We start from the raw sequence: 23,804 nt of genomic DNA, 5'->3' as shown, positions 1-23,804 counted from the left end.
TTTGGTTATTTAGAATATGACTATTCGTTATTTTGCATTTAGCTATATTTTGTTTTTGATTGTTTCTTCTGTCCTTTTCCATTGATGAAAAGGACCAAAAATCTAGGCCTGTGGTACGGCTTTTAAATTGGGAATGTCAATTTATCTTTAGCATAGAAATCTTTTATCCCAATTTAATTTTAAGAAAATTGTTCCGGCCTAAAAATGAGCGGATCTCGCTGTTCCACAACGCGAGCTAGCTCATTTTCTAAACGGCCTGCTCAATTTCCTTAAAACCAGCCTCACCAAGGGCCATCCAAACCAATCTATAACATATTCTGCAAATAGTCCCTAGGTAATTCCTCGATGATACTCGGTAATTATAATTTCTCCGCCAGAAATCATAGTTACTTATGGAGCTTTTTTTCTCATATTATTTCCTTTCAATTCTCCAGTTTAACATTTTGCACACCGCAATCTCATCTGCACGACCTGCGGAAATCCGTGGAAAATATCCTTTAAACGCCCTCATTTAATCTTCTCCAAACTATCCAACCAAGCACTGTAAACCTCCTTATAGGCTGTCACCAGTTGTGGATCAGGTTCGAAGGAAGCTACTTTTTCCAGGCCTACAAAGGCCTCGCCTGGATGGGCATAAATTCCCGCTCCCACTCCAGCTCCTCTTGCTGCTCCTTGGGAACCGTCAGTATCATAAAATTCAAGATTGACTTCATTCATGTTCACAAAGGCTTCTCTGAATAACGGGCTTAAAAACATGTTGGCCCTACCTGCTTTCACCGTATTCAGCTGCAGTCCCATGTTTTTCATCACGTTAAACCCAAAAGTCAGGGCACTGACAATCCCTTCCTGAGCTGCCCTGATCACATGCCTTTTGTCGTGCTTCAACAGATTCAAGCCGCTTAGGTGAGCCCCCACAGGCTTGTTTTCCATGATCCTTTCCACACCATTCCCAAACGGGATAAAACTCAAGTCTTCTGCTCCTACCGGTACTTCAGCCCCCAGGCTATTCATCTCTTCATAGCCCAAAGACTGCCCATCAAGCAGTTTTCTCAACCAACTGTTCAGAATCCCCGTACCATTTACACAAAGTAACACCCCATAATGCGGGTCACTCGCCTGATGATTGACGTGGAGAAAAGTATTTACCCTGGATTGGGGATCATAGACGGGCCTGTTACTTACACCATAAACAGTCCCTGAAGTCCCTGCGGTAGTAGCCAATTCCCCGGTTTCAAGTACATTAAGGGAAAAGGCATTGTTAGGTTGGTCTCCTGCACGATAGGTGATTGGCACCCCCGCATCAATACCCAAAAGTGAAGCTACCTGGGCACTGACCTCTCCTGAAACTGAAAAAGATGGCCTGCTATCAGCCAATAGGCTTTGATCAATTCCGTAATATCTTAAGAGTTCTGTACTTAAACCGTTTTTCTTAAAATCCCAAAAGACCCCCTCAGACAAACCGGTTTCCGAAGTAAAAATTTCTCCGGTCAATTTCATCGCTATAAAATCACCGGGCAACATCACCTTATGGATCTTCTCATAATTCTCCGGCTCGTTTTCCTTCACCCACTTCAGCTTAGAAGCAGTAAAATTACCAGGAGAATTCAATAAATTGGATAGACAAAAATCCGCCCCCAAATCTGTAAAGGCCTTATTTCCGATACCAACAGCCCTACTGTCGCACCAGATTATTGCCGGCCTGATCACTTCTTGGTTGTGATCCACCATTACCAATCCATGCATTTGATAGGAAATCCCTATGCCTTTGAGTTCATTGGACCTCACCTCTCCTTTTTGCACCACCGACTTGGTGGTTTCTACCACATATCGCCACCACATCATCGGGTCCTGTTCGGCCCAATCCTTCTGTGGGGCATAAATGGACATCTCTACTTTGGGCAAGCCTGCTGACGCCACTCCCCTGCCCGTATCGGCATCCAGTAAGGTGGTCTTGACGGATGAACTTCCTATATCATATCCTACCAGTAATCGTCTCATGGTTTATTTTGAGTTATTGCATTATATCTGTTATCTTATACACAAGGCCAAAGCCTACGGAAATTCATCTCAGCAGGAAGGCCAAGGTGAATCAGGGGCAAATCAATCGAAACATGTACTACAAATTTGGTGGAGATAAGCCTTGATCACTTACACTATTTAGCCAAAATATTACACTCTTTAACAAAAACAACGGTTTTTAAGAGCAAAAACCATTAGCTTTGATGAAGTTACCTGTGTATACGCCATTATGTAAGAAACCCGGTTTGTAAAAATAGTCTTTCACTGATTTCACAGAAATCCACGGAAGAGTTTTATTATTTCCGAGAAAACCTGGCTGACGACAGGTAGATCCGTGCCAATCCGTGTAATTAGTGGACCATAAAATTTAATCCATTCCATGAAAACCCTGATCCAAAAACTCCCCTTAGCCGACTCCAAGTCCTTTGTTTGCAGGTCTTTCAAAACACCTTATTTTGAAACCCCTTGGCACAGACATGTGGAACATGAAATACTTTTAATCAAGGAAGGAACAGGAACCGCACTTATCGGGGACTATGTGGGGAATTACAAGGATGGGGATATTTTTTTTATCGGTTCCAACATCCCCCATTGGTTCAGAAAACACGAAGAAGAGCAGATCTGTGAAGTATTGGTCATTCAGTTTGACAAAAAAATCTTTGGGCACAGCTTTTTGCAGCTGCCCGAGCTCAAAGGGATCAAGGGACTGCTGGACACTGACCTAGGACTATGGATCGGTCCACAAAACAGGCCCCGGCTGCTTCAAAACATCCAGCTACTGGAACATGCTGAAGGCTATCTTCATATTTCCCTGTTGATGGAAAGCTTGGAACTGATCCACAATAACCAAAACAAAGTGTTGACCCAGAGTTTTCAGGCCCATCAAAACAACAATGTCATTGGTAAGATCTACGATTATACCTTTAATCACTTCCATGAAAACATCAAGCTGGAAACGGTGGCCCAGATCGCCCAGACCAGCATTTCCAATTTTGGCCGCTTCTTCAAGCTCAACACCAAAAAAACCTACACCCAGTTCCTAAAAGAAATCCGTATCGCCCATGCCTGTAAACTGCTCAAACGCGACCATCTCTATGTCTCCCAGATCTTCCATGAATGCGGCTACCAAAACATCAGCCACTTTAACCGACAGTTCAAAGATGTAAAGGGAATTACGCCAACCGAGTATAGGAAGCAGTTTTTGTAAAGAAGCTCCTGCAGATATTGTAGATATACGCCGAAGAATAGAGTTTAATAATATCGGATCGTTTTTTTTGTGGCCTTCCGCTCAAGACATTAGTCTTTAATCCAAAAGAAGCTGTTCATTATTTTTTCACCCTTCAAAATCATGCACTGCCCCTAGCTACTTTTACGTTCACCCAATTCGCTAATGTCACTATTGAAAAATACAAATGATGATCCTAGTATAGAAGAAAAAAAGCTATGGATCAATTCATTTACCGTATGCCCCTGCTGTTTTTTGATGTCTTTGATGAAAGTGAAATTATCAAAAACTATTCATTGGTTCTTAATCATCTTCGGTATTCTTCTCCCTCATTGTATTCCAAGATAAAACACAAACACCCTAATGAATTATCCAAGAAAGAAAGGCTAAGTCTCCAAAGGTACTTATTGAGAGGAAGATACCGCGCTACTCCCTTTGGAAAATGGGCAGGAGTAGGTATTGGGTATTGGAAGGATGAAAAGAAACCCTTGGCATTATCTCTTTCTTCAAGCTATCATCATTCAGTCCAACTCGCTCCAAAAAATGACCACAGTCTAAAATGGAAAATCAACCCACTTCTAAGAGTTATCAATCAGTCATTTGTCTATTTTGATTACAATAAAGAGGAAAATACATGGGAAGAGGTTACAGTTGCCAGAAATAAGGTGCTAAATCTTATTTATAAATTTTCTTCCAGTAATAATGTCATCGATTTTGGTCAATTCCAGTCTTTATTTCCTGATTCATTCGAGGTCAAACCATTAATAGAAGCTTGGGATAAAATAATCCAATCAGGTTTTTTGATTCCCTGTTCATCCGCTACTCTTAATGAAAAACCTACATTTCAACTGGAAGCAAAGAGTCCTTACTGCATCCCTGATACATTTATAGAAGGTTTTTTTTATCAGAAGGCTATGATAAAAAACGAGCTTCAAACCATTTTAAAAGAAATGGGAGGGCTATTTACGCCTATAGCCCCATCCTACCTTTCCACCTTTAAGGAGCTCTTTTATTCTATGTACGATGACAGGTATGTTCCCTTAAAACAACTACTTGATCCCAACACTCCTCTCTACTCATTTCTAATAAAGCCTGATTCCGAAAACAGACTTACAAGCTCAGGTTATCATAACGTCATTACATCTTATGTTATTCAAAAATCTGTGATCGGGTCACCTCACCAAATTGATTTAAGCAGATCCATTAAACCCCAAAGATGTCCATGCTCCCATCATGTTTCAGTCTTATACCGATTAGGGCATGATGGAAGTATCATTCTTGACAAGGCGGTCACGGATCGGTCATTGGCATTAAATGGGAGATTTACCTACATAGAAGATTTTTATCAGTATTCTCGATCTATATTCATGACTTACCCTGACAAAAATACAGTATGTTATGCAGATGTAGCGATGTATGAGGACAAGTCTAGTAACCGGGTCTGCGGACATAAAAATGTGCTTCCGTACCGAATTAGTTTTTGGGAAGAATCCAGAGGTCATAATGACATTGACATTAACGACATCTATATAGGTCTTGGGAAATCAGGCATAATACTGTATCACAATAAGGTAAAACAACAAATCATTCCTGTAATCCAACATGCTCTCAACAAAAAACTGATCACCCATCCATTATGCCGACTACTATGGGAAATAAGCCATCAAGACACCAAAACTATTGAGCTTAATGGGATAAAAGCGAATCCAAACATCCAAAGAATTCCTCGAATAGTATGGAAAGAAATAGTTTTACTACCAGGCCAATGGAAGATTAGTTTAGATCAGTGCAAGGACATTGATAGCTTACTAAAGGAACTTGAAAATCATAAAGTTCCTCAATTTTTACTGATAGGGGAACAGGATAAGGAGATCGTGATAGACACTAAGAACTTACTAAGTCTCCATATCATAATTGAAGGATTAAAGCGGCACCACTGCCTTTGGTTAAAAGAATGTCTTTGGATCAATAACCGATCCTATACCTTTAAAGGACATTCTATTTACCCACAATTCTTTGCCACCGTAACTTCTACCCTAAAGCCATTAAGTAAGCCATTCTATTTCAATCCCATTGAGCAAGGGGGAAAAGAATGGATAAGTGTCCACATCTACCTTGAACCCTATCAAGCATGTAGTTTTCTGGCTAATAAAGTGATGCCCTATATACAGAAAACAAACTGCTACTTTGGCATCAAAAAATGGTTCTATATCCACTATAATGACTCGAAATACCACCTGAGATTAAGGATAAAAGTACCAAAAAGCCGAAAGAAAATAGTGGAAAAAGAGCTTTACTTTTACCTTAATAAATGTGAGGAGGTACAATACTTTAAAACGGTGCCCTATTCACAGGAATGGAAAAAGTATAGTAGAAAAGACATGTCCTTATCTGAATCATTATTCCACCAAGAATCCGATTTTGTTCTAAATTCCTTCCCTGACTGTCCCCTTCTTGCACCGGAACATAATAAAATAGCCTTGGCTATTCAGATAGGCAAAGTAATCATAAAAACCAATCATTGTTATATTCAATGGCAATCCGGATTTAAAAAAGAATATAAAGCAAAAGAACTGTCTAAAAGAAAACTATTACAGAAATGGTATTCTGAGTTAAAAAAAGAAATTTCACACTACCGTATAGACCAAAATTTCCTGTTTCGATATTCTAAAACCCTGAAAGAGCACCAATATTATCAAGATAAGCATACTGCAATTCCGCTCATGAACAATCACCTTCATTTATTTATCAACCGACTGTTTCCAGAAAATTACAGTAGTGAAGTCGAAGAAGTGGTCAGGTACGGAATATACAGGGAAATATTCAGGGAGGTTTATGTAGCAACCAACGAGCTTTAGACTCATTAAACCCGAATTCAAAGACTTGGAAAAAGTAACGTACAATATAACGTATGAACCCGAGTTCGATGAAACAGGATCGCTGCGTCATTGCAAGAGGTCAACATTTTCAAAATGTAAAAGAGCTGAATGACAGATTTCAGGCCGCCTTGTCTACCCCCTACCCCCTTATGCTTCGACAGGCTCAGCAACCGAAGGGAACTCCTGCGCACCGACAGCTCTCTGTCAATGGTAACCCTTTTGTGCTTAGGTAGGTGTGGGAGGAAAGGGTGTGGCAATCTTCTTATTATGAGATTCCCACGGTTTCCTTCTCGCAATCCTACGCCAAGCCCTGTTTGGTTCCAGACGAGCTCGGAATGACGTCTTTAAAACTTAAACCAAAAATATTCATTAGCTTATCTACGCCACGGCGCACAAGTATTACGGACTTAAAATGCTTTAAAATCAGTCGCTTTGCTGCTGTTTTCGACTCTACCTGGCGGCTAGACAGGTTCACCATAGAGGTGCTATGCCTCAGTCTCCAAACAGCCTGATTTTCTTGCATTTTCAGCCCTTCCCGACAGTAGTCGGGACAGGCTACTACGATCACTAATGAATAATCCGGGTTGAACTGAGATTATGACATAAGTTAGATGGAATATGCATTAGCATATCTACACCTAGAAGGGAGGGTATTCTTTTTTTCGCACGAAATTCTTCAAGGCAGACGATGGATGAAGAAAGAAAAATTAAATTTAGGGGGCATCTTTCCCAGACTCTTTCCTTTTCAGTATCTGCAGGCATTTTATCATTTTCCTGTATTTTTCCATATTACAATAAATTGCTCTTGGTATACTCCTGAATCGTTGGCCAGTAAGTTTTTCCGATTGGAATTTGGAATCCCTTGTCTATTAGCTCCATGTATCTAGGGCTAATGCGATGCACTTTATCCATATTTACCAAGTAAGATTTATGTACTCTTTGAATAGGAGTCCCTATCAACATCCTAGCCAATTCACTTAGAAATGATGAAGAAAGAAACTTGCCTTTTTCTGTAATGATATCTGAAAAATTGTCCGCACCCTTGATATACCATATCTCTTCTATTCTCAACTTAATATAAGAATCACCCCTATTTGCTCTTACAAATAGTTTTGATGGAATAAATGAATTGGACATTCCTAATCTACCGGTTCTTTGCTGCATATCTCTTTTCGGAACTTTTGAAAGAGCAGTAAGAAGTTTGGATACCGTAACCGGTTTAGATAAGAAATCTAAGGCCCTGACTCCGTATGCCTCCCTGGCATCGACAGGATAACCACTGGTCAGTATTATGGGAATCTTCTTTTCAGCAGCCCATTTGGAAAGAACTATTCCGCTATGTCCTGGAATATTAACATCAACGATTATAGCATCGGGCTGCCTATTTGAACAGCATTTTGCTACTTTTTCGGGGTCAGAAACTGAAAACATCACTTCAAATCCTGGAATATCCTTAATCATTTCCGAAAGGATATCCAAAGCATATTCTTCATCGTCAACCAAGCCTATTCTAATTAAATCAACCATCATATTTAATTGATAAATACAAGTCAAAGATATTATTTTCATATTGAGTGATTAACTCATAGCTGTCTGAGAAATAGAAACCGAAGATTTCTTCTATACTGGAAAGGCCCACCCCCAAACTGGTCCTGCTGCTACTTTTCACCCTGTTTTCAATCAATAATTTAAAGTAAAGCCCTTCCATATTTTCCTTTTTGTTCTGTTCAAGCGAAAGCCGGAGCCGAGCGGGATGATTTCTATCCATCATCTCTCCATGTTTAAATAGGTTTTCAACAATTGTAAGTATGGCCATCCTGGGCATCATTAATTCTGTTGCTTTATTCATATCTACTGTATTCTGGATTTTAATATGACATTGACCTTTAAACCTTCTTTTTTCCAGACTGATATAATTTTCTACGATCTTAATCTCTTCGGAAAGGGTCCCATGAGTAGGAATTATTCCATGTTTCAAGAGCTCTGCTAAATCCACTACCCAGTCAGCAACTTCCTTATCTTTGTGGAACAAAGCTCCCCTAACTGCATTCAATGAATTGAACAAAAAATGTGGGTTCAGTTTACTTTTGGTCAAATCCAATCTGGCCTTGAGTACTTCTTCCTTAGTCTTTAATTGCTGATTCTTTCTAATTAGGCCTAAGACCACAAACCAAAACCCCGAAGCTAACAACCCGAAATACAGGAGTCTCCAAAATTCCACTATAAAATATTGATGAATCGAATAGCCCATCTGTCCCACCCCTTTGGTAATTAGAATTTTGAGAGAGGTAAGCAGTATTAAATAAAGCAACAATGTCACCAGGCACAATGGATTGTATCTATCCTCCTCCCAGCTTAAAAAAAAGATAAAAAAGACCCCATAAAACAAACTGATAGCAAAAGCCAGGTTGGAAATAGCATACCACCACATGATTTGAGGACTATCGAAAACCACCGCCGATAAAAAATCAATCGCCACATAAGTAAGCCACGCCCCTAAATGCCATTTTATAATTTTTACAGAAACCATAGTACTCAGGTCGTTGACCTTGGTCTGGAGGGTATTTACCCATTTGATGTTTATTGAGTATTTCATAAATCATAGATTTCAAGAAAAAATACGCCTATGATAAAAATTGAAGATGTTATGGGATTCGACATCAAGAAAACGAAAAGATTCCCTAAAGCTTCCAAGTTTAAAAAACCTCTTACTGAAAATAAAATTCTCTACCAAAGTATTTTCAGTGAGTGTAGGACCACCATTATAATAGGACCGGGATCTTAAACTGACGAAAGCTATTACTCTTTATTTGGGAAAGGTCAAAAAAGAGTATCTTATAACAACCTATCTCCCCAATCATTTTTTGTAAAACCGGATCGTCATTCCGGCTGGGTCAAGACAACACCCAATAAACCTAATGCAGGACAGATAGAACAAATCTTCCTGCATTAATTTTTTATACTGGTTTACTGAATGTACTCCATGACTTTCTCCACAGGAATACCATGAAACTTAGCATATTCATCAAATGTTACCACTTGATGTCTGTTCTTATTAAAGTAATCTTTAATCTTGGCAAGAAGGCTGTAAGCATAACTTTTGCTTCTACCGGTAATAAACATGATATCCTGGGCATAGATTACGCTACGCTCGGTCTTTCTCATAAAAAATGATTCTCACTTGGAAGTAGTTATTCGTTCATACCTGTAAGCTTCTACTGGCAAAAAGTCCATGGTGGACTGTTTACTATGGGGAGCATCATCATTTCCATAACTAAAACAGTTAATTTTTACACTTTCTTCATCCAAAAAATTCTCAATTGGGAATTTCTCTGTAATAATATAAGGATAATAATTTATTAATGACAAAAAATTGTAATTAATAAACTGAGGATAAAGCCCAGCTTCACTATAATCCAACAAACCGCCTGTTTTTTCACCCTGTACCCCAAATTTTGGGATATGGATATAAAGCAGAGGGGTAATCCTCCGCTTTATAAAACACCCCTTATTTATTGGACTTGATATGATGAAGGTGGGATTCGAACCATTCCTTAAGATTCTGTTGCTCTGATTTGAGCCACAAAAACATGTCCCGGAGTTCCAGTTGGTCCCGTTTCATTTGTCTGATTTCCTGGACCAACAGCTTGAGCAAATAAGTGATCACCGATAATAAGAAGGAAACCACCGCCTCGGACAATTCTGGCATATTCAAATTATCCATGCCACTTTCCTTTGATATTGGGCCAAGTTGAGTGCCTTGTCAGGAGAGCTACGGATTTCCAACAAAACTTCTTCTCTGGCCATGGCCTGAAAAAGTATCTCCTTCAGCTTTTCAAAGGTTTGCCTAGACTGTTTCCCTCTTGATTCTCCCATCACCCTGCTTACTGGTGCTATATTCCCTGGTAATAGACCGATGATGTCCGTGGCTGGAAGAATGCTGATGTTCATTCTCCCCGGGACATTTTTTAAATCAAGGTGCCATTGATGGCAATCCGAATATACCTTTTCAAGGGGGTAAATCCCTTCAGGGATACAGGAAGTTTTGGGATTGTTCCTGTGCCAAGGCCACTCTATGCTCCGGCTAATCTTAAACCCTTCGATTGTGAGGGTGCCTTGTGTCCCTCCTGGCCAGTATTCCCTTTCCAGATGAAGTATCATAGCCCCTCCTCGCTTAAAATGACCACTGCACCGTTGTGCGCACCATTGTTGAGGGTATAAATCTTGCCGTTGGTTTGCTGAAAGAATTCAATTCCAAGGGCATAAAAATGATCTCCTCCAGTCAACTGGTTTTTGTCCACGGTAAGCTCTAAGTCCGCCACCTCTTGTTCTCCTATTTCATATTCGGTACTGGAAGCTACTTTGGATGCTTTGGTCTGCTCTAAGAAATTGGCACTGGCCGCTACCAGAAACATTCTAAAATGGGTCGCCCCCTCAGGTTTGGCCAAATACCTGGTTGGGACAAAGGGCTGCATGGTCACCGTAAGCTGTGTCCCATTATCTTGGGTAGTGTGATCAGCAAAGACTAACGACTCAAATACCGCCGCAGAACTGAACTGGAAACCAGTAAATAAAGAGATATCCCCCTCTTCTACTTTACGCTCCCCCCTATCAGAAACGAGATCAGATTTTAATACTTTTAGCGTTTGCCTGTACAGTCGGTTGTGCGTCCTGGTATCCCTTGCCCTGGCCACAATTTCCTGAAATGCCCTTTTAAGGAGTTTTGCCGCAGTGGCTGCACGGGCAAACTCCGCCAAATTTTCTCTTGTTCGCCTAAATTTTTCATCCTTTAGGATCCGCTCCTTTGAGACCCCTCCTTTTTGCCGTGCTTTGTAGCCGTTTTTCCCCTTGTAGAAGGTAACATCCCCGATGGTCCCTTCCAGCTTGATAAAACTTGATTGTCTAGCCATATTATTTGATTTTTTTGGTTGAACATGGGGACAATTTGAGCTTTTATAAAATGCCTTGAAACTCAAAGTGGACGATATGGAAAATACGGAAAATAAGGAATAACAGGTGGTATTATGTCAATGAATGAAATATTTAAGGGAGTGAATTGCTGAACTGCAGGATTGGGGATTGTTTGATCATTTATTTGATTATCGGCCTAATTGTCCCTGCAGATTGATGATAACCGGAGAGTGAAAAATTGATTTTTTCAAGAATCAAACTATAAAAATTGTACTTTTCGCTAAAATTATTTACCCTACAGTCAAGGTATACCCAGCTTTACCCCAGCTTTGATGCAGCTTTGCCCCAGCTTTGATATAGGCTTACTGCTGATAAATTGAAAGATTAGAAAACAGTCGGGACAGGCTATTACGATTGCTAATGCATGATCCGGGTTTAACTGAGCATTCCTCCCTTGAAACCAGCAAGGAATGATTTGGTAATTAGAGAGGGGCAATTTTTGTTCACCCATTTAGGAGAGCGCTTCACCTTTGCTGAAATAACGTTCATCCATTTCTGCTTTTTTAAAAAAGAAGGATCTCACAACTTGCTATAGAAATATTTAAAACCAGATCATGGGAAATAAGTCACTTTTACCACCAAATACCTTATTAGGTTTTAAGATGAAGTTAAACCATCATCACACATTATTGCTGGGTCAAGGTCCCACACTACTATTCATTCTATTGTGGTCTTTTACAGGAATGGAAAAACTCATGGAATTTGGGGAATTCCAGCAGGCAATGATGAATCAACCCCTCCCCCAAGAATGGGCTAAAGTCTTAGCTCCAATTATCATTATTGCTGAATTGGGATTCGCTGTTATGCTGGTTTTAAAAACCACCAGAAAATTGGGACTGATTTTTTCAACTCTGTTAATGACGGTTTTTACCACCTATATCGGATTGGTGTGGACCGGAGCATTTGAGCGAATTCCCTGTTCTTGTGCAGGCTTTATGGAGGCCATGAGTTGGGAAGAACATTTGGCTTTCAATGGGGTGTTTATTGTGATTGGGGTGTATGGAATAGTGAGGTTTAATACTTGAGAAGGGAGATTGCTTCCTCTCATTTGTCTATGGAATACTGCGGTCAAAGAAAAAGAAATACACTGCCCGATTCCATGAGGCCGGTATACTAGGTGGAATCAGTACAGGCTTCTGGCAGTAACAGGAGTATGCCGAAAATCCTGAATAGAGTAGGCAAACACTTTTAAACGTTCGCGGCTTTGATAGTTAAAAGTCAGCATAAAACAATGAAAAAGTTAATTAAAAACATCCCTCTTTTGGCATTGATATTTGCCATGGTAGGAGCATTCGCATTCAATATGCCAGAGCGAGAATTCTCCTCGGAGTTTGGCACACCTGATAGTGGGCAAACCTGGTACGATGTGACCAATGTCAGTATGGGTCCAGGTCCCGATCAATATCAGTGTAACTCAGCCACTGAGACCTGTCTCTATTCTGAAAAGGATCTCAACCATCCGATTACTTCAGAAGAGGGGGAATTTGTTCCAGGGTCTTCACTGATTCCAGAATAATCAGTTAGGAAAATAGAGGCTGTCTCATAGGTCGTGATTAGAATCTGGTCGCCAAGTATTGGATGGAAATAGGATTTCTGATAGCTGGCGATTATGAAATTATCTACATTGTCTTGGGTAGACTTCTCAAATGAAATCTAGGGGTTTTGGCGACAAGGAGGATACTCTCCTGATATTTATCCGACCAAAACTGATGACATATGTGGATTACTTTTGCCTGGGGCTACACCCCAGGCTATTATAAGTTTGCCCGTTGGGGCGGATTCTTACTCCATTGGCTCACAGATTACAAAAACATCCTATTTGTGTAGTCATACGAGAAATCTACTTATGTGACAGCCTCTTGTTTTGTACATGGGCTATTTTTTTTCCGCCATCATGGGTATAATCGATACTGGTATTACCGGCTGTCTGTTCCAGATTGACCAACTCTCCTCGCTCATTATAAGTATTAGGGTATTGATTACTTTTAGATCATTTTCAATCTTATGGATAACGGTCAATAAGCGGAGTCCAATAACTGGGAGAAGACTAGTCCCAAGTCTCTGCTTCGACTTCGCTCAGCAGGCTCTTCGGCTTCGGGCTTGGGGCTTCGACAAGCTCAGCCACCAAGGCTCAGTCACCGAGGCTCAGCCACCAAGACTCAGCCACCAAGGCTCAGTCACCGAGACTCAGCCACCAAGGTTCAGGCACGGAAGGTCGGACACCGAATACAACCCATAATAACCAACCATCTAGACTAAACCGCCGAAGCTCAGCAGGCATTTAATAATTAGTTATTAGTCCCGCAGCTCAGCTGACGGGACTGCATTATGGGTTAAGGGTTTTGAACCAAATCGTTTAACTGGAGCTCATTGGCGGGAATAGGAAAGGTATAACGGGCATCATTGGGTACTAACCGATATTCTTTGTCATTGACCTTCCTGATGATGGTCTTGGCGAATCTGGGGTCGGAATTTAACCGCCTTAGGTCCATCCATCTGTTGAGACCCCTTCCTACCATTTCCTTCCTTCTCTCTCTCAATACGGCTTCCAGAAACTCATCGGCACCTGGAACATTCCTGGGCTGAAAGCTCCCTTCTTCATACCTGGTAAGCAGCCAGCTGTTAAAAATCCCCTGCCCCTCTTCGAGCGCTCCTCTTCGAGCCAAGCACTCCATTTTGGTCAAGAGTAATTCTGAAACAGTCAGCCCGGAGAAAAAGAGGTAATCTCCGGTATAGTTTCCAATAAAATTATATCCTCCGGTTTGTTCATTGGGGTAAAAGTAAAGCTCCTTTCTTAAGTCTCCCTCCTCATACAGGCTTATCAGCTCACTCGCCACCATCAAATTGGGGGAATATAAGTCTGAAACTGAAAATATAGCCTCGTAAAAGAGTACTTCACGGTTTCCCCTGGGAATGGGATAGAAATAGGGAGGCAAGGGCATATCCAGACTTTTTTTGACCTCTGCCAATAGCAACAGTTCCCCGCCCAAGTCCAATGCGGTGGAGGCATGGGTTTCGGCTGCTGTATAATCTCCCATTGCCAGGTAAATACGGGACAACAGCCCATGCGCGGCCTGAAGGGATGGGCGCGTCCAGTAGATGGTATTATCAGGGAGGAGGCTTAGGGACTCCTCCAGGTCTGCCAGCATCTGTTGATAATTCTCCTCCAGTCCCGGTCTTTTCTCCCATCGATTTACATCCGTCTCCCGTTTTAAGGGGACGCCCAAGGCATTTTCTGTCCCATAGGCAGGAGCAAACAGCTGACACAATACAAAATAGGCACTGGCCCTATAATAGAGGGCTGTGCCTCTTATCCGCGCAGCCTGTTCTTCTTCAGCCTCGCTTATCTCCATACCGGCCAAGGTCTCCAAAGCGATATTGGCATATAAAATCTGCTGATAGGGCTTGTTCCAGGCCTGTCCGTCTTCAGGATTGGAAAAGATCTGGTTGTCCCAGGTATGGGCCATGCGTACCCAATCTTCCCTGAACCCCATAAAGCCCTGGTCATTGGTCACCAGATCATCTGAAGCCCAAAGCCCTATAGAAGGGCTGTTATTAAAGGTATTGGTATTGTCCAGCAGGGCCTGAACATCTTCCAGGGTCCTGGGGACCACTATATCTTTACGGGGCTTGACATCCAAAAACTCCTGGCAGGAGGAGGCCAAAAAGGATAGGGAAATGATCATGATGGTAAGAGTGGGTTTGAGGTTATGTTTCATTTTTTTAGATTTTAGATGTTAGACATTAGACAAAAGACTGGTTTCGGGAGCGAAACCGCCCTCGAATCCGTCATTGTGAATGAAGGCCAATTTGGTTGCTGGGCTTCGGTCCCTGAGCCTCGGTCCCTGAGCTTCGGTCCCTGAGCCTGTCGAAGGGTCGAAGGGTCGAAGCATCGAAGTGCCAAATGGTCAAAATGATGTAATCTCGCCTGTTGAAGGTAAGATTACTTCTCCGCCAAGCCTGCCCAGCATCCGACAGGGCGGATCGTATGACGTAGAAATAGGTATTTTCGTCTTCGAACTCCAGTCTTTGTTCTTTTCTCTCCGAGATACCTCGGAGCAGGCCTTTATTCTATCTTGATACTGTCATCGTGCTACGTGCTACTAAAAAAGTCCCGGTTTCCCGTCTGGAAACATTTCCCGCGGCTTGAAATGATGTATGATTACATATGAAGAAAGTGTGCGGTAAGGGACTTGTTGATAGTATTGAGTAGTTAGTAGTTAGTATTGAGACTTGGTCACAGAGGCTTCGACTCCGCTCAGCCTGACAGGCGAGAATGTTTGGTCTTCTTTCTCTGTTTAGACACTAGACTCTAGACAAAAGACTGGATTACAGATTTGAGAACGAATGTCAACCTAAGCGGCCACCTTCCGGAGGAAAGTCATTCCCGGTTTCTGAATAAGAGACTGCTTCTTCTTGGTGCAGGTCGCCCCTTTGATACCTCGACAAGTTCGGCAACCGGAGCTCAGGGACCTCTATATCCCGAGAATCGCAGTAACGGAATACCTTTGATCTTTGTTCTTTCATCTTTTTCTTGATACTTAATACCCTCAAAAACAAGCTCCGCCCATCACCTTATAGATAACCGAGTTTGAATAATTGATTTAAGTTGAACATAAATTGATTTGATGGACGAAGCTGTTTTCTTTAGTATTATGTATTGAGTAGTTAGTATTGAGACTTGGTCACAGGGGCTTCGCCTCCGCTCAGCCTGACAGGCGAGAATGTCATGGTCTTCGATACTTTGTAAAGATTTTAGACGTAAGACACTGGACACTAGACTTGTTTACCGAATCGAAATTAAACTTTGTCCGTCATTGCCTACCTGTAGCAGGCAGGAGATCCCGGTAAGCCGGGCAAAGCACTCTCCCTTTCCGAAAGTGTTTTTTCACCTCCTAAATCCTCCTTATACTTCGACAAGCTCAGCAACGGAGAGGACTTTATGATCTTGTAATCGCAATCCATTCCTCACCCTTGGTCCTTGAGCCTGTCAAAAGGCAAGGGGGAGGGTAGTAGGGGGCAATTTCACCTGTAAAAGGTGAGACTTCCACGGACTCCCTGTGGTCGCCCGAACCGTGACGGGGAAAAGGATAAAACGGCATTTTTCCATCATCAGAAGTCCACCCTTACTCCTGCTGCAATGCTCCCCAAAGGCCTGCCTGTTCTGTAATCGGGATCCAATGGATCATCGCTGGCCTTCCAGATCATGCCGACATTGTTGATATAGGTATAGAGTTCCGCCGTCCGGAAAGGTAGGGACGGGTATTTCCCCTTATCCAGCCGGTAGCCCAGACGGATATCCTGCAGCCTGATATGGTCTCCTTTCTCCACCAACGGTTCGGAAAACTGGTAGAAGTAATTCCTCGAGGAATTGGAAGAGGTAGGTATAGAAGGAATATCCGTATGGCGTTCGTCACCGGGCTGTTGCCACCTCAGGGCATAGTCGCTGTGGGTAATCCTGCCGTTTAGCAGGTCGAAGTAGTTGACAGACTGCCTGCGGTAATAATAGCCCATCCTAAAGCTCATGTTCAGGGACAGGGAAAAACCGTTCCATTCCAGATCATTCCTCAGGGCACCAAAGGTGGTGGGCCGGGCAGGGCCATGGTATACCAGTTCCTCCGGAACGGTGCCCGTCCGCAGGGAATTGTAATTGTCGCTCAGTTCGCCGTCCACATAGCCCAGGGGATCCCCGGTATCCGGATCAAGGCCTCCCCAGCGCATGCTGTAAATGGAAAACAGGGGCTTTCCCTCCATAGGGGCGGTTCCCAGCCCCAGGTACTGTCCCGTGGTGGAGGGAATGCCATAAGCGGTGACCTCTTCTTTCAGGTGACTGAAGACAAGGTTGGTCCGCCAGGTCAAGGACCCGTCCAGGTTCAGGGAAGAAAGGGTCAGGTCGATGCCCGAGGTCCGGGTTTCGGCAAAATTACCGGTAAAGGAAGTCACTCCCGAGGAAGGCGGAAACTGTGTCTCCCCGATCAGGTCTTTGCCGTGTTTGATGTAATATTCCAGGCTTCCTGCTATCCGGTCGTGTTTGGAACTGAAATCAAGGCCTGTGTTCCAGATACCTATCCTTTCCCATTTAAGGGAAGGGTTGGGGGGATTGATGATGGTGGCATTACGGATTCCCGGGACGGGGGCCGAGCTCCTTGAAATAAAATAGGAAGCCGTGGTCAGTGAACTCAGGGACTTGTCCACGTTGCCATTGTACCCGAAGGTCGTCCTCAGCTTGAGGTAGGGCATCCAGGCTGCCCCGTAAAAACCTTCTTCACTGATGGTCCAGCCTGCTCCCCCAGACCACAGGGGAACTCCCTTGAGGTTGGCGTCCACGCCAAAGAGATTGGAGGCGTCCTTACGCACACTTCCCGTCAGGTACAGCCTATTGTCAAAGGAATAGGCGGCATTGGCAAAACTGGAAACAAAACGGTCGGTCAGGCCGCTGTGCCCGTCATTGCCGGGGATGGTATTCAGCGAATTGTTATGGTACAGCCGGAAGCGGTCCACCAGGTTTACCGGAACGCTCAGCCCCCTATCATCATCGTAGCCATAGTAGCGTCTCTGATCGGCGATGCCTTCCCAGTCCCGTAATTCGAAACCTGCCAGGGCATCCAGCCGGTGTTTGCCCCAGGCATTATTATAATCCGTCCTGGCACGGAAGGTATGGCTGTCATCCCGGCCATTACCAAGGTCCAGTATGCCGCCCACCGGCACGGGGTACTCCCAGTTGCCCTCCCCATTGAGCTGTGCGTAGCGGTTGATCAGGTTGCGGGCAAAATAAGATTCCAGCGGATAGCCGGTCCTCGCTTCGCTGCGGTTCTGCCAGTACTGGTAGGAGAGGGACGCTTTCCAATTCCGGGCAATGGTCACTTTGGTATCCGTATTCAGCCTTAGGTCAGTGGCCCGGGACAGATCAGCAACCAGGCCGATTTCATCCAAGGGAACATATTGCCAGTTGGGCAGCCCGGCTGCTTCTGCCTCTTCCACAAAACGGAGACTGTAATCCCTGATCAGGGCCATGGGCCTTCCCTGACCATCGACCAGGCTCTCATAAGGGGAGCCGGAAGGCAGTCCCGTTCCGTTCTGCCCGGACGATCCCGTTAAGTACATGCCTGTACTGACCTCCAGCCTGTCTTTCCAGAGTTTCCAGCCCATATCCCCCTTCATTGTAAAGCGTTCATTGCCGTTTTCCCTGACCGGGGCGCTGTTTTTGTCCCAGCCCACCGAAAAGGCATAGCGGTGGGCCCGGTCCCCTCCGGAGAGACCCAGGCTGTACTGCTGATGGAGGGCCGGACGGAGAAAGTACCTTTCCATGTCCCTTCGGATGTCACTGTTTTTATACCCGGCCATCCGTGTTTCGGCTTCCTGTTGGCTGATCACCCCTGTCTCAGCGGCATACAAGGCTTCCACCACCGGGGAAAGGGGAGGTTTCGAAGCGCTGTTGATGCGGGAATGGTAAAAGCCCTTGTCATAGAGGGCCCTCTCCACCCCGATGAATTCCCCGATGTCCATCTGGGGTTCATAGAAAAGGTCGGGCTTTTCAATCAGGGCCACATTGCTGGTCAGGCTGACGGCAATAGCCCTTCCATAAGCTCCTTTTTTTGTAGTGACCACGATGACCCCGTTTCCGGCACGGGCACCCCAGATGGAGGCGGCCGCGGCATCTTTTAGGAGGGTGATGCTTTCCACATCATTTGGGTTTATATGCTGCAAAGGTCCATCATAGGGAAAGCCGTCGACCACCACCAGGGGCTGGGTATTGGCAAACAGGGTGCTCCTTCCCCGGATACTGATGGGATCACTCCCCGAGCGGGCATCACGGTTAAAGAGTACGCCCGGCGCAAGGTCCTCTATCCTGTCCATCAGGTCGGTACTCACCCTGCGGTTCAGGAGCTTTTCGTCGAGCTGTACAAAGGACCCCGTGGAGCGCTCCCGGGGCAGCTGCCGGTATCCGGTGGACACCACCTCCACGGCAGCCATGGAAAGGCCTTCCTCCACCAATATGGTGACAGGTTCTTTATCCATGGGAACGGAAATATCCACGGTCTGCGGGCGGAAGCCCAGGTAACTGATCTCCAGGCGATGCTTGCCTCCGAGCAACTGCAAGCGGTAGTTTCCGTTTTCATCGGTCACGGTAGCGGTTTCGGTACCGGCCACCCTGACGAGGGCCCCGGCCAGGGGCACTTCCCTGATGGCTTCCAGCACCTGCCCCTTTACCGGATAGGCTGTCTGGGCATACAGGGAACTGAAAAGCCCATAGTATACTATAATAATCAGTAGAAGTTGTTTCATGGTGTTGTGGTCTGATAGGGTTCTGCAATAAGTTGGTCGATGAGCTCTGCAAGCTCTTGGGGATCCTCGGGGAAGTTGCCGACTTTGCGGATTTTACCCTCCCGGTCCAGCAGCATCAGGGTGGGGAAGGCATGGATATTGTAAAATTCCAGCACCTCGTGGTCGGGACCTCCCGTCCACAGGTTGGTGTATGCCTCATCGGTATATTTCCCTTCACGGATACTCTGGAGCCACTTGGCCTTGTCCCTGTCCCTGGAGATGGAGACCAGTTCAAAATCCCCTGTCCTGCCGATGGCCTCTGTGGCTGGCCGGAGGTAATTGTGGTGCATCTTGGAGCTGGCACTGCAGCCGGTAAACCAGAAGTCCAGCAGTACCACTTTTCCTTTGAAGCTTTCGGAAGCTACCGGTTTGCCGTCAGTGCCGATAAACCCGGTTTCCAGAAAAGGGGCGCCCACCTTTTGCGCCTGATAGAGCCCCGAAATCGTCTCCAATACCCATGGGGTCTCCACCGTGGCCAGGCCCTGGGTGAATTTCTCTTCCGGGGAGGACAGCTGCCGGTAGAACCTGACCAGGTATTTTCCGATCAGCCGGTCCCGTACCGCTGCACTGTATTCCCCATAGACCTGATAGATGGGAATGCCTTCCAGAATGGCCCTGAGCGTACAGCGGTCAAAGAGGTAATCGAGGTAATGGGGGGAACTCCGTAAAACGTCCCCGTTCCGGTCAAGGGGAAGGGAAGCAATGGTCTCCTGATAGAGGGCCCTGAATGCCTCCGTATGCCGAAAGGAGCGCATAAAAGCCTGTACCTTTTCCCCATAGATCCTCCCTTCCAGTTCCTTTTCCATGCTGGCCATAAAATCCCTGTCCAGTACCTCCGAATAGGCACGCAGCACCTGGTATCCGGGATGGTCTTTTACCTCCAGCCCAAGGACCGAGCGGATATAGGGGATGGAGCCGTCACCATAGGACACCACCTGCATGGGCAGCAACATGGGGATGCTGTTTTCCATGGCCATGCGGTAATCCTGACGGTTGTTTCCCTCTTCAAAATGGGCTGTGGTATCGCCGGTATACATCACGGGGGGCACCTGTGCCATGTATGCCCTATGGGCCAAATGCAGTTCGTACTGGCAGCGGTACTTCCGTGCATCCGGGCCCGAAAAGAAGGTATGGCCGTTTTCCAGGTCCACCCTGATGGCGACGCTGTCCCCCGGGGAGACCAGTGCCCTTTCCATAAAGGTGCCTTTGCCCCCATTGATGGTCAGGTAGCCGACATCCGAAAAGGCAGGACTGCGGTAGGTAATGTATTCCTTGCCTGCATTGCCGCCATAGACGGAACCACTCTGGGAAACTATTTTCTCTGTGTCCGGTTCTGGCAGCCGGGCAAAGCCGTCCAGGTAATGGGCACCGAAGCTTACCGTAAAGGTGTCGATGGGCGCAGGTGAGTTCACCTCGAAATACACCACCACGGGGGCCGGAGCATTTTCCGGCCCCTCCGTGGCAGGAGGTGAAGCAACTTGGGAATGGGTTTCGCTTCCGAAAAGGCATAGCAGTGCCAGGAAGCAGTTTTTTGTTAACGCTTTCATAGTTATTAAGGTCTTTGTAGAGAGTTTTCGGTGCTTCGACAGGCTCAGCAACCGAAGAGACTAAAGACGCTAGATTAAAGACTGGTTTACGGAGACGAGAACGTCCTATTCTCCGTCATAGCGAACATTTGGTCCCGTCGGTCCCTGAGCCTGTCGAAGGGCCAAAGGGCCAGATGTGAAGCAATCCCGCTTTCCGAAGCCGTTATTTACCTCCTAATGCTTCGACAAGCTCAGCAACCGGAGGACTTTCGGCCTCGTAAACGAAATCAAGTCTCAATACCTGTCTGACGCCAGGCAGGCTCACGACTCAATACTAGCTACTCCTTCTCCTTCTACATTTATAAGAAATTGATTAAACCCCAGTGCTTAAAGCCCCAGGCCAGGCTGCCCTACCAGACGCGAGCGGCGTCCCCCAGGCGAATGCAGCCTCCGAATTTTGAAGTCTTGAGTAGCTAGTCATGAGTAATGAGCTCGTTTGATCTAACTACAGCTTTTCGTAAAAATGGATACCGATTTTAGGTTCGATAGTATTTTAGGAAATTCGGTATCGGTATATAGTCCGTATTCAGTAGCAAGTATCCCTATAGCTTCTGTAATCAAAAGCTCAATGCTCACGACTCAATACTAAATACTATTATATAGGATTCTTCGGTTTGCGGCGGAAGACCAGGTCGAAGATGGTGATACCGGATTGGTAGGGGACAAAAATGGATGATTTCTGTTCCTTACTGATCGGTTTCACCATCGAATGGTCAAACGCTGAAAAATGTTTTGTTTTCTGTTCCATAGCATTTAAGTTTTCATGGAACGTCTCAAGGTAAAAAACAAGGCGCAGGCCCTCTTTCCCACTCTAACTGAGGTACCGCCAAGCACCTTGGAACGAGCAAGCGAGTAGCCCACGCCAAAGGCGTGAGCATTTCCCCACTTATTGTCTCGTTCCTAAAAGAATTTGGCGGTTTTCAGTTAAGAGACGCAAAGTGCGAATGCATCAAAAATGATTTTATTTCATTCGCAAAATTATAGGTCCATTTCTAATTTTGAAATTTCACTTATTACAAATATAGAAATAAATATTGAATTGTTGGTTTTTAGACCAACAAAATTTATTCTTTTTTCTCACATATTTCTTTTTCATCAGTTAAGAAAAAATGAAACCTGAAGAAAAGGAGCGGTTGTTAAAATTATTGGGAGAAAGATTAAGTGTTCTAAAAAAAGAATCTAAAAGAAGCTACAGAGAACTAGCTCTCAGATGTGATCTTGATTTTGCTGACATAAAAAAATATGAAGAAGGAAAAAAGGATATTCAATTCTCTACAATTATTGAATTATCTAAAGCATATGGAGTAAACCCAAAAAAAATCATTGATATTGATTTTGGGATTGATTTTGGAGATATAGAAAGATAGACTTAAAAATGTGTAATGCAATCATTACTTCTTGAAAGATCACTTAATCCCCTTTTAAACCGACCAAATTTGTATAGACAGTGGATTTAATCTTTCAAATTTCTTAAATTAAGGAAGCTAAGAAATTAAGATAAGTTGTTTAAACCCTATTCAACAAATTAAGAAAGCCCTCCGATTAGAGGGCTTCTTTATTTGGTTTTGTTAAATAATACCCCAATCGGTATTGAGAAAATTATTCCGGAAGGCTAATGATAAGAACTACACGACGGGATGAAAAGCACCTTTGCCAAAGCAGAACAATAAATGGTATAATAACGACAGCTAATGACATAATAACAACAATAAACTATTGATCATTAAACACTCATTCGATAAATTAAAGGAAAAAGTGGGATTATCTTTAAATTGGGTTGTTGGCCTGCATAAAAAAGTTTTTAGGCGGGGCATAATTTTAGAAGTTCCATCGTACTAGCCGCTTAATGTGTTAATTCAAGGGAATGAAGTTCAAATTTTATGTTCCTAAAGGATTGTGCAATCGGTTGTTCATGTTAGTATTCGCTTCACATGTCCTAATGTCTATTCCGGCGATGCTGGGCCAGTGTTTCCGGCGCATACTGGGCCACGGATTCCGGGAATCATTGGGCCACTTTCCAAGTGCAATAATAGGGTTAAAATTTAATTGTCCAACTTCTTTTTGCTTCTCATGGATTCTCCCTCCAGTTCTATCCTATGTGAGGAGTACACGAGCCGGTCGAGCACGGCATCTGCAATGCTGTCATCACCAATGGTTCCATGCCATTGGCTGACCGGTATCTGTGATGCAATGATCGTTGAACTTTTCTCATAGCGGTCTTCCATGATGTCCATAAGGGCCATCCTGGCCTGTCCATCCATCGGGGCCAGGCCAAAGTCGTCCAAGATGAGCACATGGGTTTTTTCGAGCTTTTTGAGCAGTTTATGGTAGGAGCCTTCCAGCTTGGCCAGTCTTACCGCATCAAAAAACCTGGCCGTATTGTAATAAAGCGTCCTATACCTGTGCTGGCAGGCCCTGACCCCGATGCACTGGGCCAGGTAACTTTTTCCGGATCCGGTGGCCCCGGTAAGGATGATGTTCGTCCGGTTTTTGATGAAGGCCAGTCCGAGCAACCTCTCAAACAGTCCCCTGTCCAGGTTACGGGAGGTATGGTAATCAATATCGGTGGCCGCAGCGGCCTGTTTAAAGCCGGCCTGCCGTATGAGGTTGTCTATGCTTTTGTTCTGCCTGTACTCCCATTCGCTGTCCACCAGAAAGGCCAACAGTTCGTCTGGATATAACGGTTTGAATTGTGCCACCCTTTTCGGTCAAACTGTGCCAGGCCTTTCGGTTTAAACCGTGCCATTTCCAGTTCGGATTTCGGTTCGAACCGTGCCACCTTTGAAAGATCAAGTTTAA

Annotated in this window: 17 protein-coding genes; 5 read left to right on the top strand and 12 right to left on the bottom strand. The window is 44.5% G+C overall.

The genetic code is table 11. The features are described from left to right. Positions 1-507: 507 nt before the first annotated feature. Positions 508-1,998: a xylulokinase gene (locus ACYVAA_RS13175; protein WP_460542413.1), complete on the bottom strand. Its 1,491-nt coding sequence runs from the start codon at positions 1,996-1,998 to the stop codon at positions 508-510. 400 nt (positions 1,999-2,398) lie between these two features. On the opposite strand from ACYVAA_RS13175, the gene ACYVAA_RS13170 reads away from it, so the two are divergent. After that, on the top strand, positions 2,399-3,226 hold the full coding sequence (locus ACYVAA_RS13170) for an AraC family transcriptional regulator (protein ID WP_460542411.1): 828 nt from the start codon (positions 2,399-2,401) through the stop codon (positions 3,224-3,226). A gap of 236 nt (positions 3,227-3,462) precedes the next feature. Next, a complete protein-coding gene (locus ACYVAA_RS13165) occupies positions 3,463-6,102 on the top strand; it encodes a thiopeptide-type bacteriocin biosynthesis protein (protein ID WP_460542408.1) in 2,640 nt (879 codons plus the stop codon). A gap of 810 nt (positions 6,103-6,912) precedes the next feature. On the opposite strand, the gene ACYVAA_RS13160 is transcribed toward ACYVAA_RS13165, so the two are convergent. The 6 genes from ACYVAA_RS13160 to ACYVAA_RS13135 all read right to left on the bottom strand — a co-directional run bounded on the left by ACYVAA_RS13160 (position 6,913) and on the right by ACYVAA_RS13135 (position 11,033). Further along, a complete protein-coding gene (locus ACYVAA_RS13160) occupies positions 6,913-7,653 on the bottom strand; it encodes a LytR/AlgR family response regulator transcription factor (RefSeq protein WP_460542406.1) in 741 nt (246 codons plus the stop codon). After that, positions 7,643-8,719 (bottom strand): LytS family sensor histidine kinase, encoded by a 1,077-nt coding sequence (locus tag ACYVAA_RS13155; RefSeq protein WP_460542404.1) that lies wholly within the window; start codon positions 8,717-8,719, stop codon positions 7,643-7,645. Before ACYVAA_RS13155 ends, ACYVAA_RS13160 begins: the two co-directional genes overlap by 11 nt. A gap of 371 nt (positions 8,720-9,090) precedes the next feature. Beyond that, complete coding sequence (locus tag ACYVAA_RS13150; protein WP_460542402.1) at positions 9,091-9,288, bottom strand: hypothetical protein; 198 nt, start codon at positions 9,286-9,288, stop codon at positions 9,091-9,093. A 343-nt stretch (positions 9,289-9,631) separates the two neighbouring features. After that, a complete protein-coding gene (locus tag ACYVAA_RS13145; protein WP_460542400.1) occupies positions 9,632-9,847 on the bottom strand; it encodes a hypothetical protein in 216 nt (71 codons plus the stop codon). Beyond that, positions 9,835-10,284 (bottom strand): DUF5675 family protein, encoded by a 450-nt coding sequence (locus ACYVAA_RS13140; RefSeq protein WP_460542398.1) that lies wholly within the window; start codon positions 10,282-10,284, stop codon positions 9,835-9,837. The genes ACYVAA_RS13145 and ACYVAA_RS13140 overlap by 13 nt, the downstream gene beginning before the upstream one ends. Next, positions 10,281-11,033, bottom strand: a complete 753-nt coding sequence (locus tag ACYVAA_RS13135; protein WP_460542396.1) for a hypothetical protein — start codon at positions 11,031-11,033, stop codon at positions 10,281-10,283. Before ACYVAA_RS13135 ends, ACYVAA_RS13140 begins: the two co-directional genes overlap by 4 nt. A gap of 615 nt (positions 11,034-11,648) precedes the next feature. Here ACYVAA_RS13135 and ACYVAA_RS13130 point away from each other — a divergent pair. Further along, positions 11,649-12,119 carry a MauE/DoxX family redox-associated membrane protein gene (locus ACYVAA_RS13130; RefSeq protein WP_460542394.1) on the top strand — a complete coding sequence of 157 codons (471 nt, stop codon included), beginning with the start codon at positions 11,649-11,651 and terminating at the stop codon, positions 12,117-12,119. A 206-nt stretch (positions 12,120-12,325) separates the two neighbouring features. Then, positions 12,326-12,610 carry a DUF6520 family protein gene (locus ACYVAA_RS13125; RefSeq protein ID WP_460542392.1) on the top strand — a complete coding sequence of 95 codons (285 nt, stop codon included), beginning with the start codon at positions 12,326-12,328 and terminating at the stop codon, positions 12,608-12,610. Positions 12,611-13,427: 817 nt separating this feature from the next. On the opposite strand, the gene ACYVAA_RS13120 is transcribed toward ACYVAA_RS13125, so the two are convergent. The 4 genes from ACYVAA_RS13120 to ACYVAA_RS13105 form a co-directional block, all read right to left on the bottom strand. Then, positions 13,428-14,813 (bottom strand): RagB/SusD family nutrient uptake outer membrane protein, encoded by a 1,386-nt coding sequence (locus ACYVAA_RS13120; protein WP_460542390.1) that lies wholly within the window; start codon positions 14,811-14,813, stop codon positions 13,428-13,430. Between the two features lie 1,393 nt (positions 14,814-16,206). Next, positions 16,207-19,380 (bottom strand): SusC/RagA family TonB-linked outer membrane protein, encoded by a 3,174-nt coding sequence (locus ACYVAA_RS13115; protein ID WP_460542388.1) that lies wholly within the window; start codon positions 19,378-19,380, stop codon positions 16,207-16,209. Then, a complete protein-coding gene (locus tag ACYVAA_RS13110; protein ID WP_460542386.1) occupies positions 19,377-20,966 on the bottom strand; it encodes a TlpA family protein disulfide reductase in 1,590 nt (529 codons plus the stop codon). The genes ACYVAA_RS13115 and ACYVAA_RS13110 overlap by 4 nt, the downstream gene beginning before the upstream one ends. Before the next feature lie 634 nt (positions 20,967-21,600). Then, positions 21,601-21,753 carry a hypothetical protein gene (locus tag ACYVAA_RS13105; protein WP_460542384.1) on the bottom strand — a complete coding sequence of 51 codons (153 nt, stop codon included), beginning with the start codon at positions 21,751-21,753 and terminating at the stop codon, positions 21,601-21,603. A gap of 361 nt (positions 21,754-22,114) precedes the next feature. Between ACYVAA_RS13105 and ACYVAA_RS13100 the strand changes: the two genes are divergently transcribed. After that, positions 22,115-22,372 carry a helix-turn-helix domain-containing protein gene (locus tag ACYVAA_RS13100; protein WP_460542382.1) on the top strand — a complete coding sequence of 86 codons (258 nt, stop codon included), beginning with the start codon at positions 22,115-22,117 and terminating at the stop codon, positions 22,370-22,372. Between the two features lie 675 nt (positions 22,373-23,047). Here the strand turns inward: ACYVAA_RS13100 and istB are convergent. Then, complete coding sequence (istB, locus tag ACYVAA_RS13095) at positions 23,048-23,704, bottom strand: ATP-binding protein (RefSeq protein ID WP_460542380.1); 657 nt, start codon at positions 23,702-23,704, stop codon at positions 23,048-23,050. Positions 23,705-23,804 lie beyond the last annotated feature (100 nt).

Source organism: Echinicola sediminis (assembly GCF_054777495.1).
Note: the sequence above shows the minus strand (reverse complement) of the source record. Positions and strands in the feature narration are given on the sequence as shown.

Bases quoted from the DNA above. Each gene is read 5' to 3' on its own strand.
- ACYVAA_RS13130 (WP_460542394.1), top strand. From the start codon at position 11,649: ATGGGAAATAAGTCACTTTTACCACCAAATACCTTATTAGGTTTTAAG.
- ACYVAA_RS13150 (WP_460542402.1), bottom strand. From the start codon at position 9,288: ATGAGAAAGACCGAGCGTAGCGTAATCTATGCCCAGGATATCATGTTT.
- ACYVAA_RS13155 (WP_460542404.1), bottom strand. From the start codon at position 8,719: ATGAAATACTCAATAAACATCAAATGGGTAAATACCCTCCAGACCAAG.
- ACYVAA_RS13120 (WP_460542390.1), bottom strand. From the start codon at position 14,813: ATGAAACATAACCTCAAACCCACTCTTACCATCATGATCATTTCCCTA.
- ACYVAA_RS13125 (WP_460542392.1), top strand. From the start codon at position 12,326: ATGAAAAAGTTAATTAAAAACATCCCTCTTTTGGCATTGATATTTGCC.
- ACYVAA_RS13105 (WP_460542384.1), bottom strand. From the start codon at position 21,753: ATGGAACAGAAAACAAAACATTTTTCAGCGTTTGACCATTCGATGGTG.
- ACYVAA_RS13115 (WP_460542388.1), bottom strand. From the start codon at position 19,380: ATGAAACAACTTCTACTGATTATTATAGTATACTATGGGCTTTTCAGT.
- ACYVAA_RS13145 (WP_460542400.1), bottom strand. From the start codon at position 9,847: ATGGATAATTTGAATATGCCAGAATTGTCCGAGGCGGTGGTTTCCTTC.
- ACYVAA_RS13110 (WP_460542386.1), bottom strand. From the start codon at position 20,966: ATGAAAGCGTTAACAAAAAACTGCTTCCTGGCACTGCTATGCCTTTTC.
- ACYVAA_RS13100 (WP_460542382.1), top strand. From the start codon at position 22,115: ATGAAACCTGAAGAAAAGGAGCGGTTGTTAAAATTATTGGGAGAAAGA.
- ACYVAA_RS13135 (WP_460542396.1), bottom strand. From the start codon at position 11,033: ATGGCTAGACAATCAAGTTTTATCAAGCTGGAAGGGACCATCGGGGAT.
- ACYVAA_RS13170 (WP_460542411.1), top strand. From the start codon at position 2,399: ATGAAAACCCTGATCCAAAAACTCCCCTTAGCCGACTCCAAGTCCTTT.
- ACYVAA_RS13175 (WP_460542413.1), bottom strand. From the start codon at position 1,998: ATGAGACGATTACTGGTAGGATATGATATAGGAAGTTCATCCGTCAAG.
- ACYVAA_RS13160 (WP_460542406.1), bottom strand. From the start codon at position 7,653: ATGATGGTTGATTTAATTAGAATAGGCTTGGTTGACGATGAAGAATAT.
- ACYVAA_RS13140 (WP_460542398.1), bottom strand. From the start codon at position 10,284: ATGATACTTCATCTGGAAAGGGAATACTGGCCAGGAGGGACACAAGGC.
- ACYVAA_RS13165 (WP_460542408.1), top strand. From the start codon at position 3,463: ATGGATCAATTCATTTACCGTATGCCCCTGCTGTTTTTTGATGTCTTT.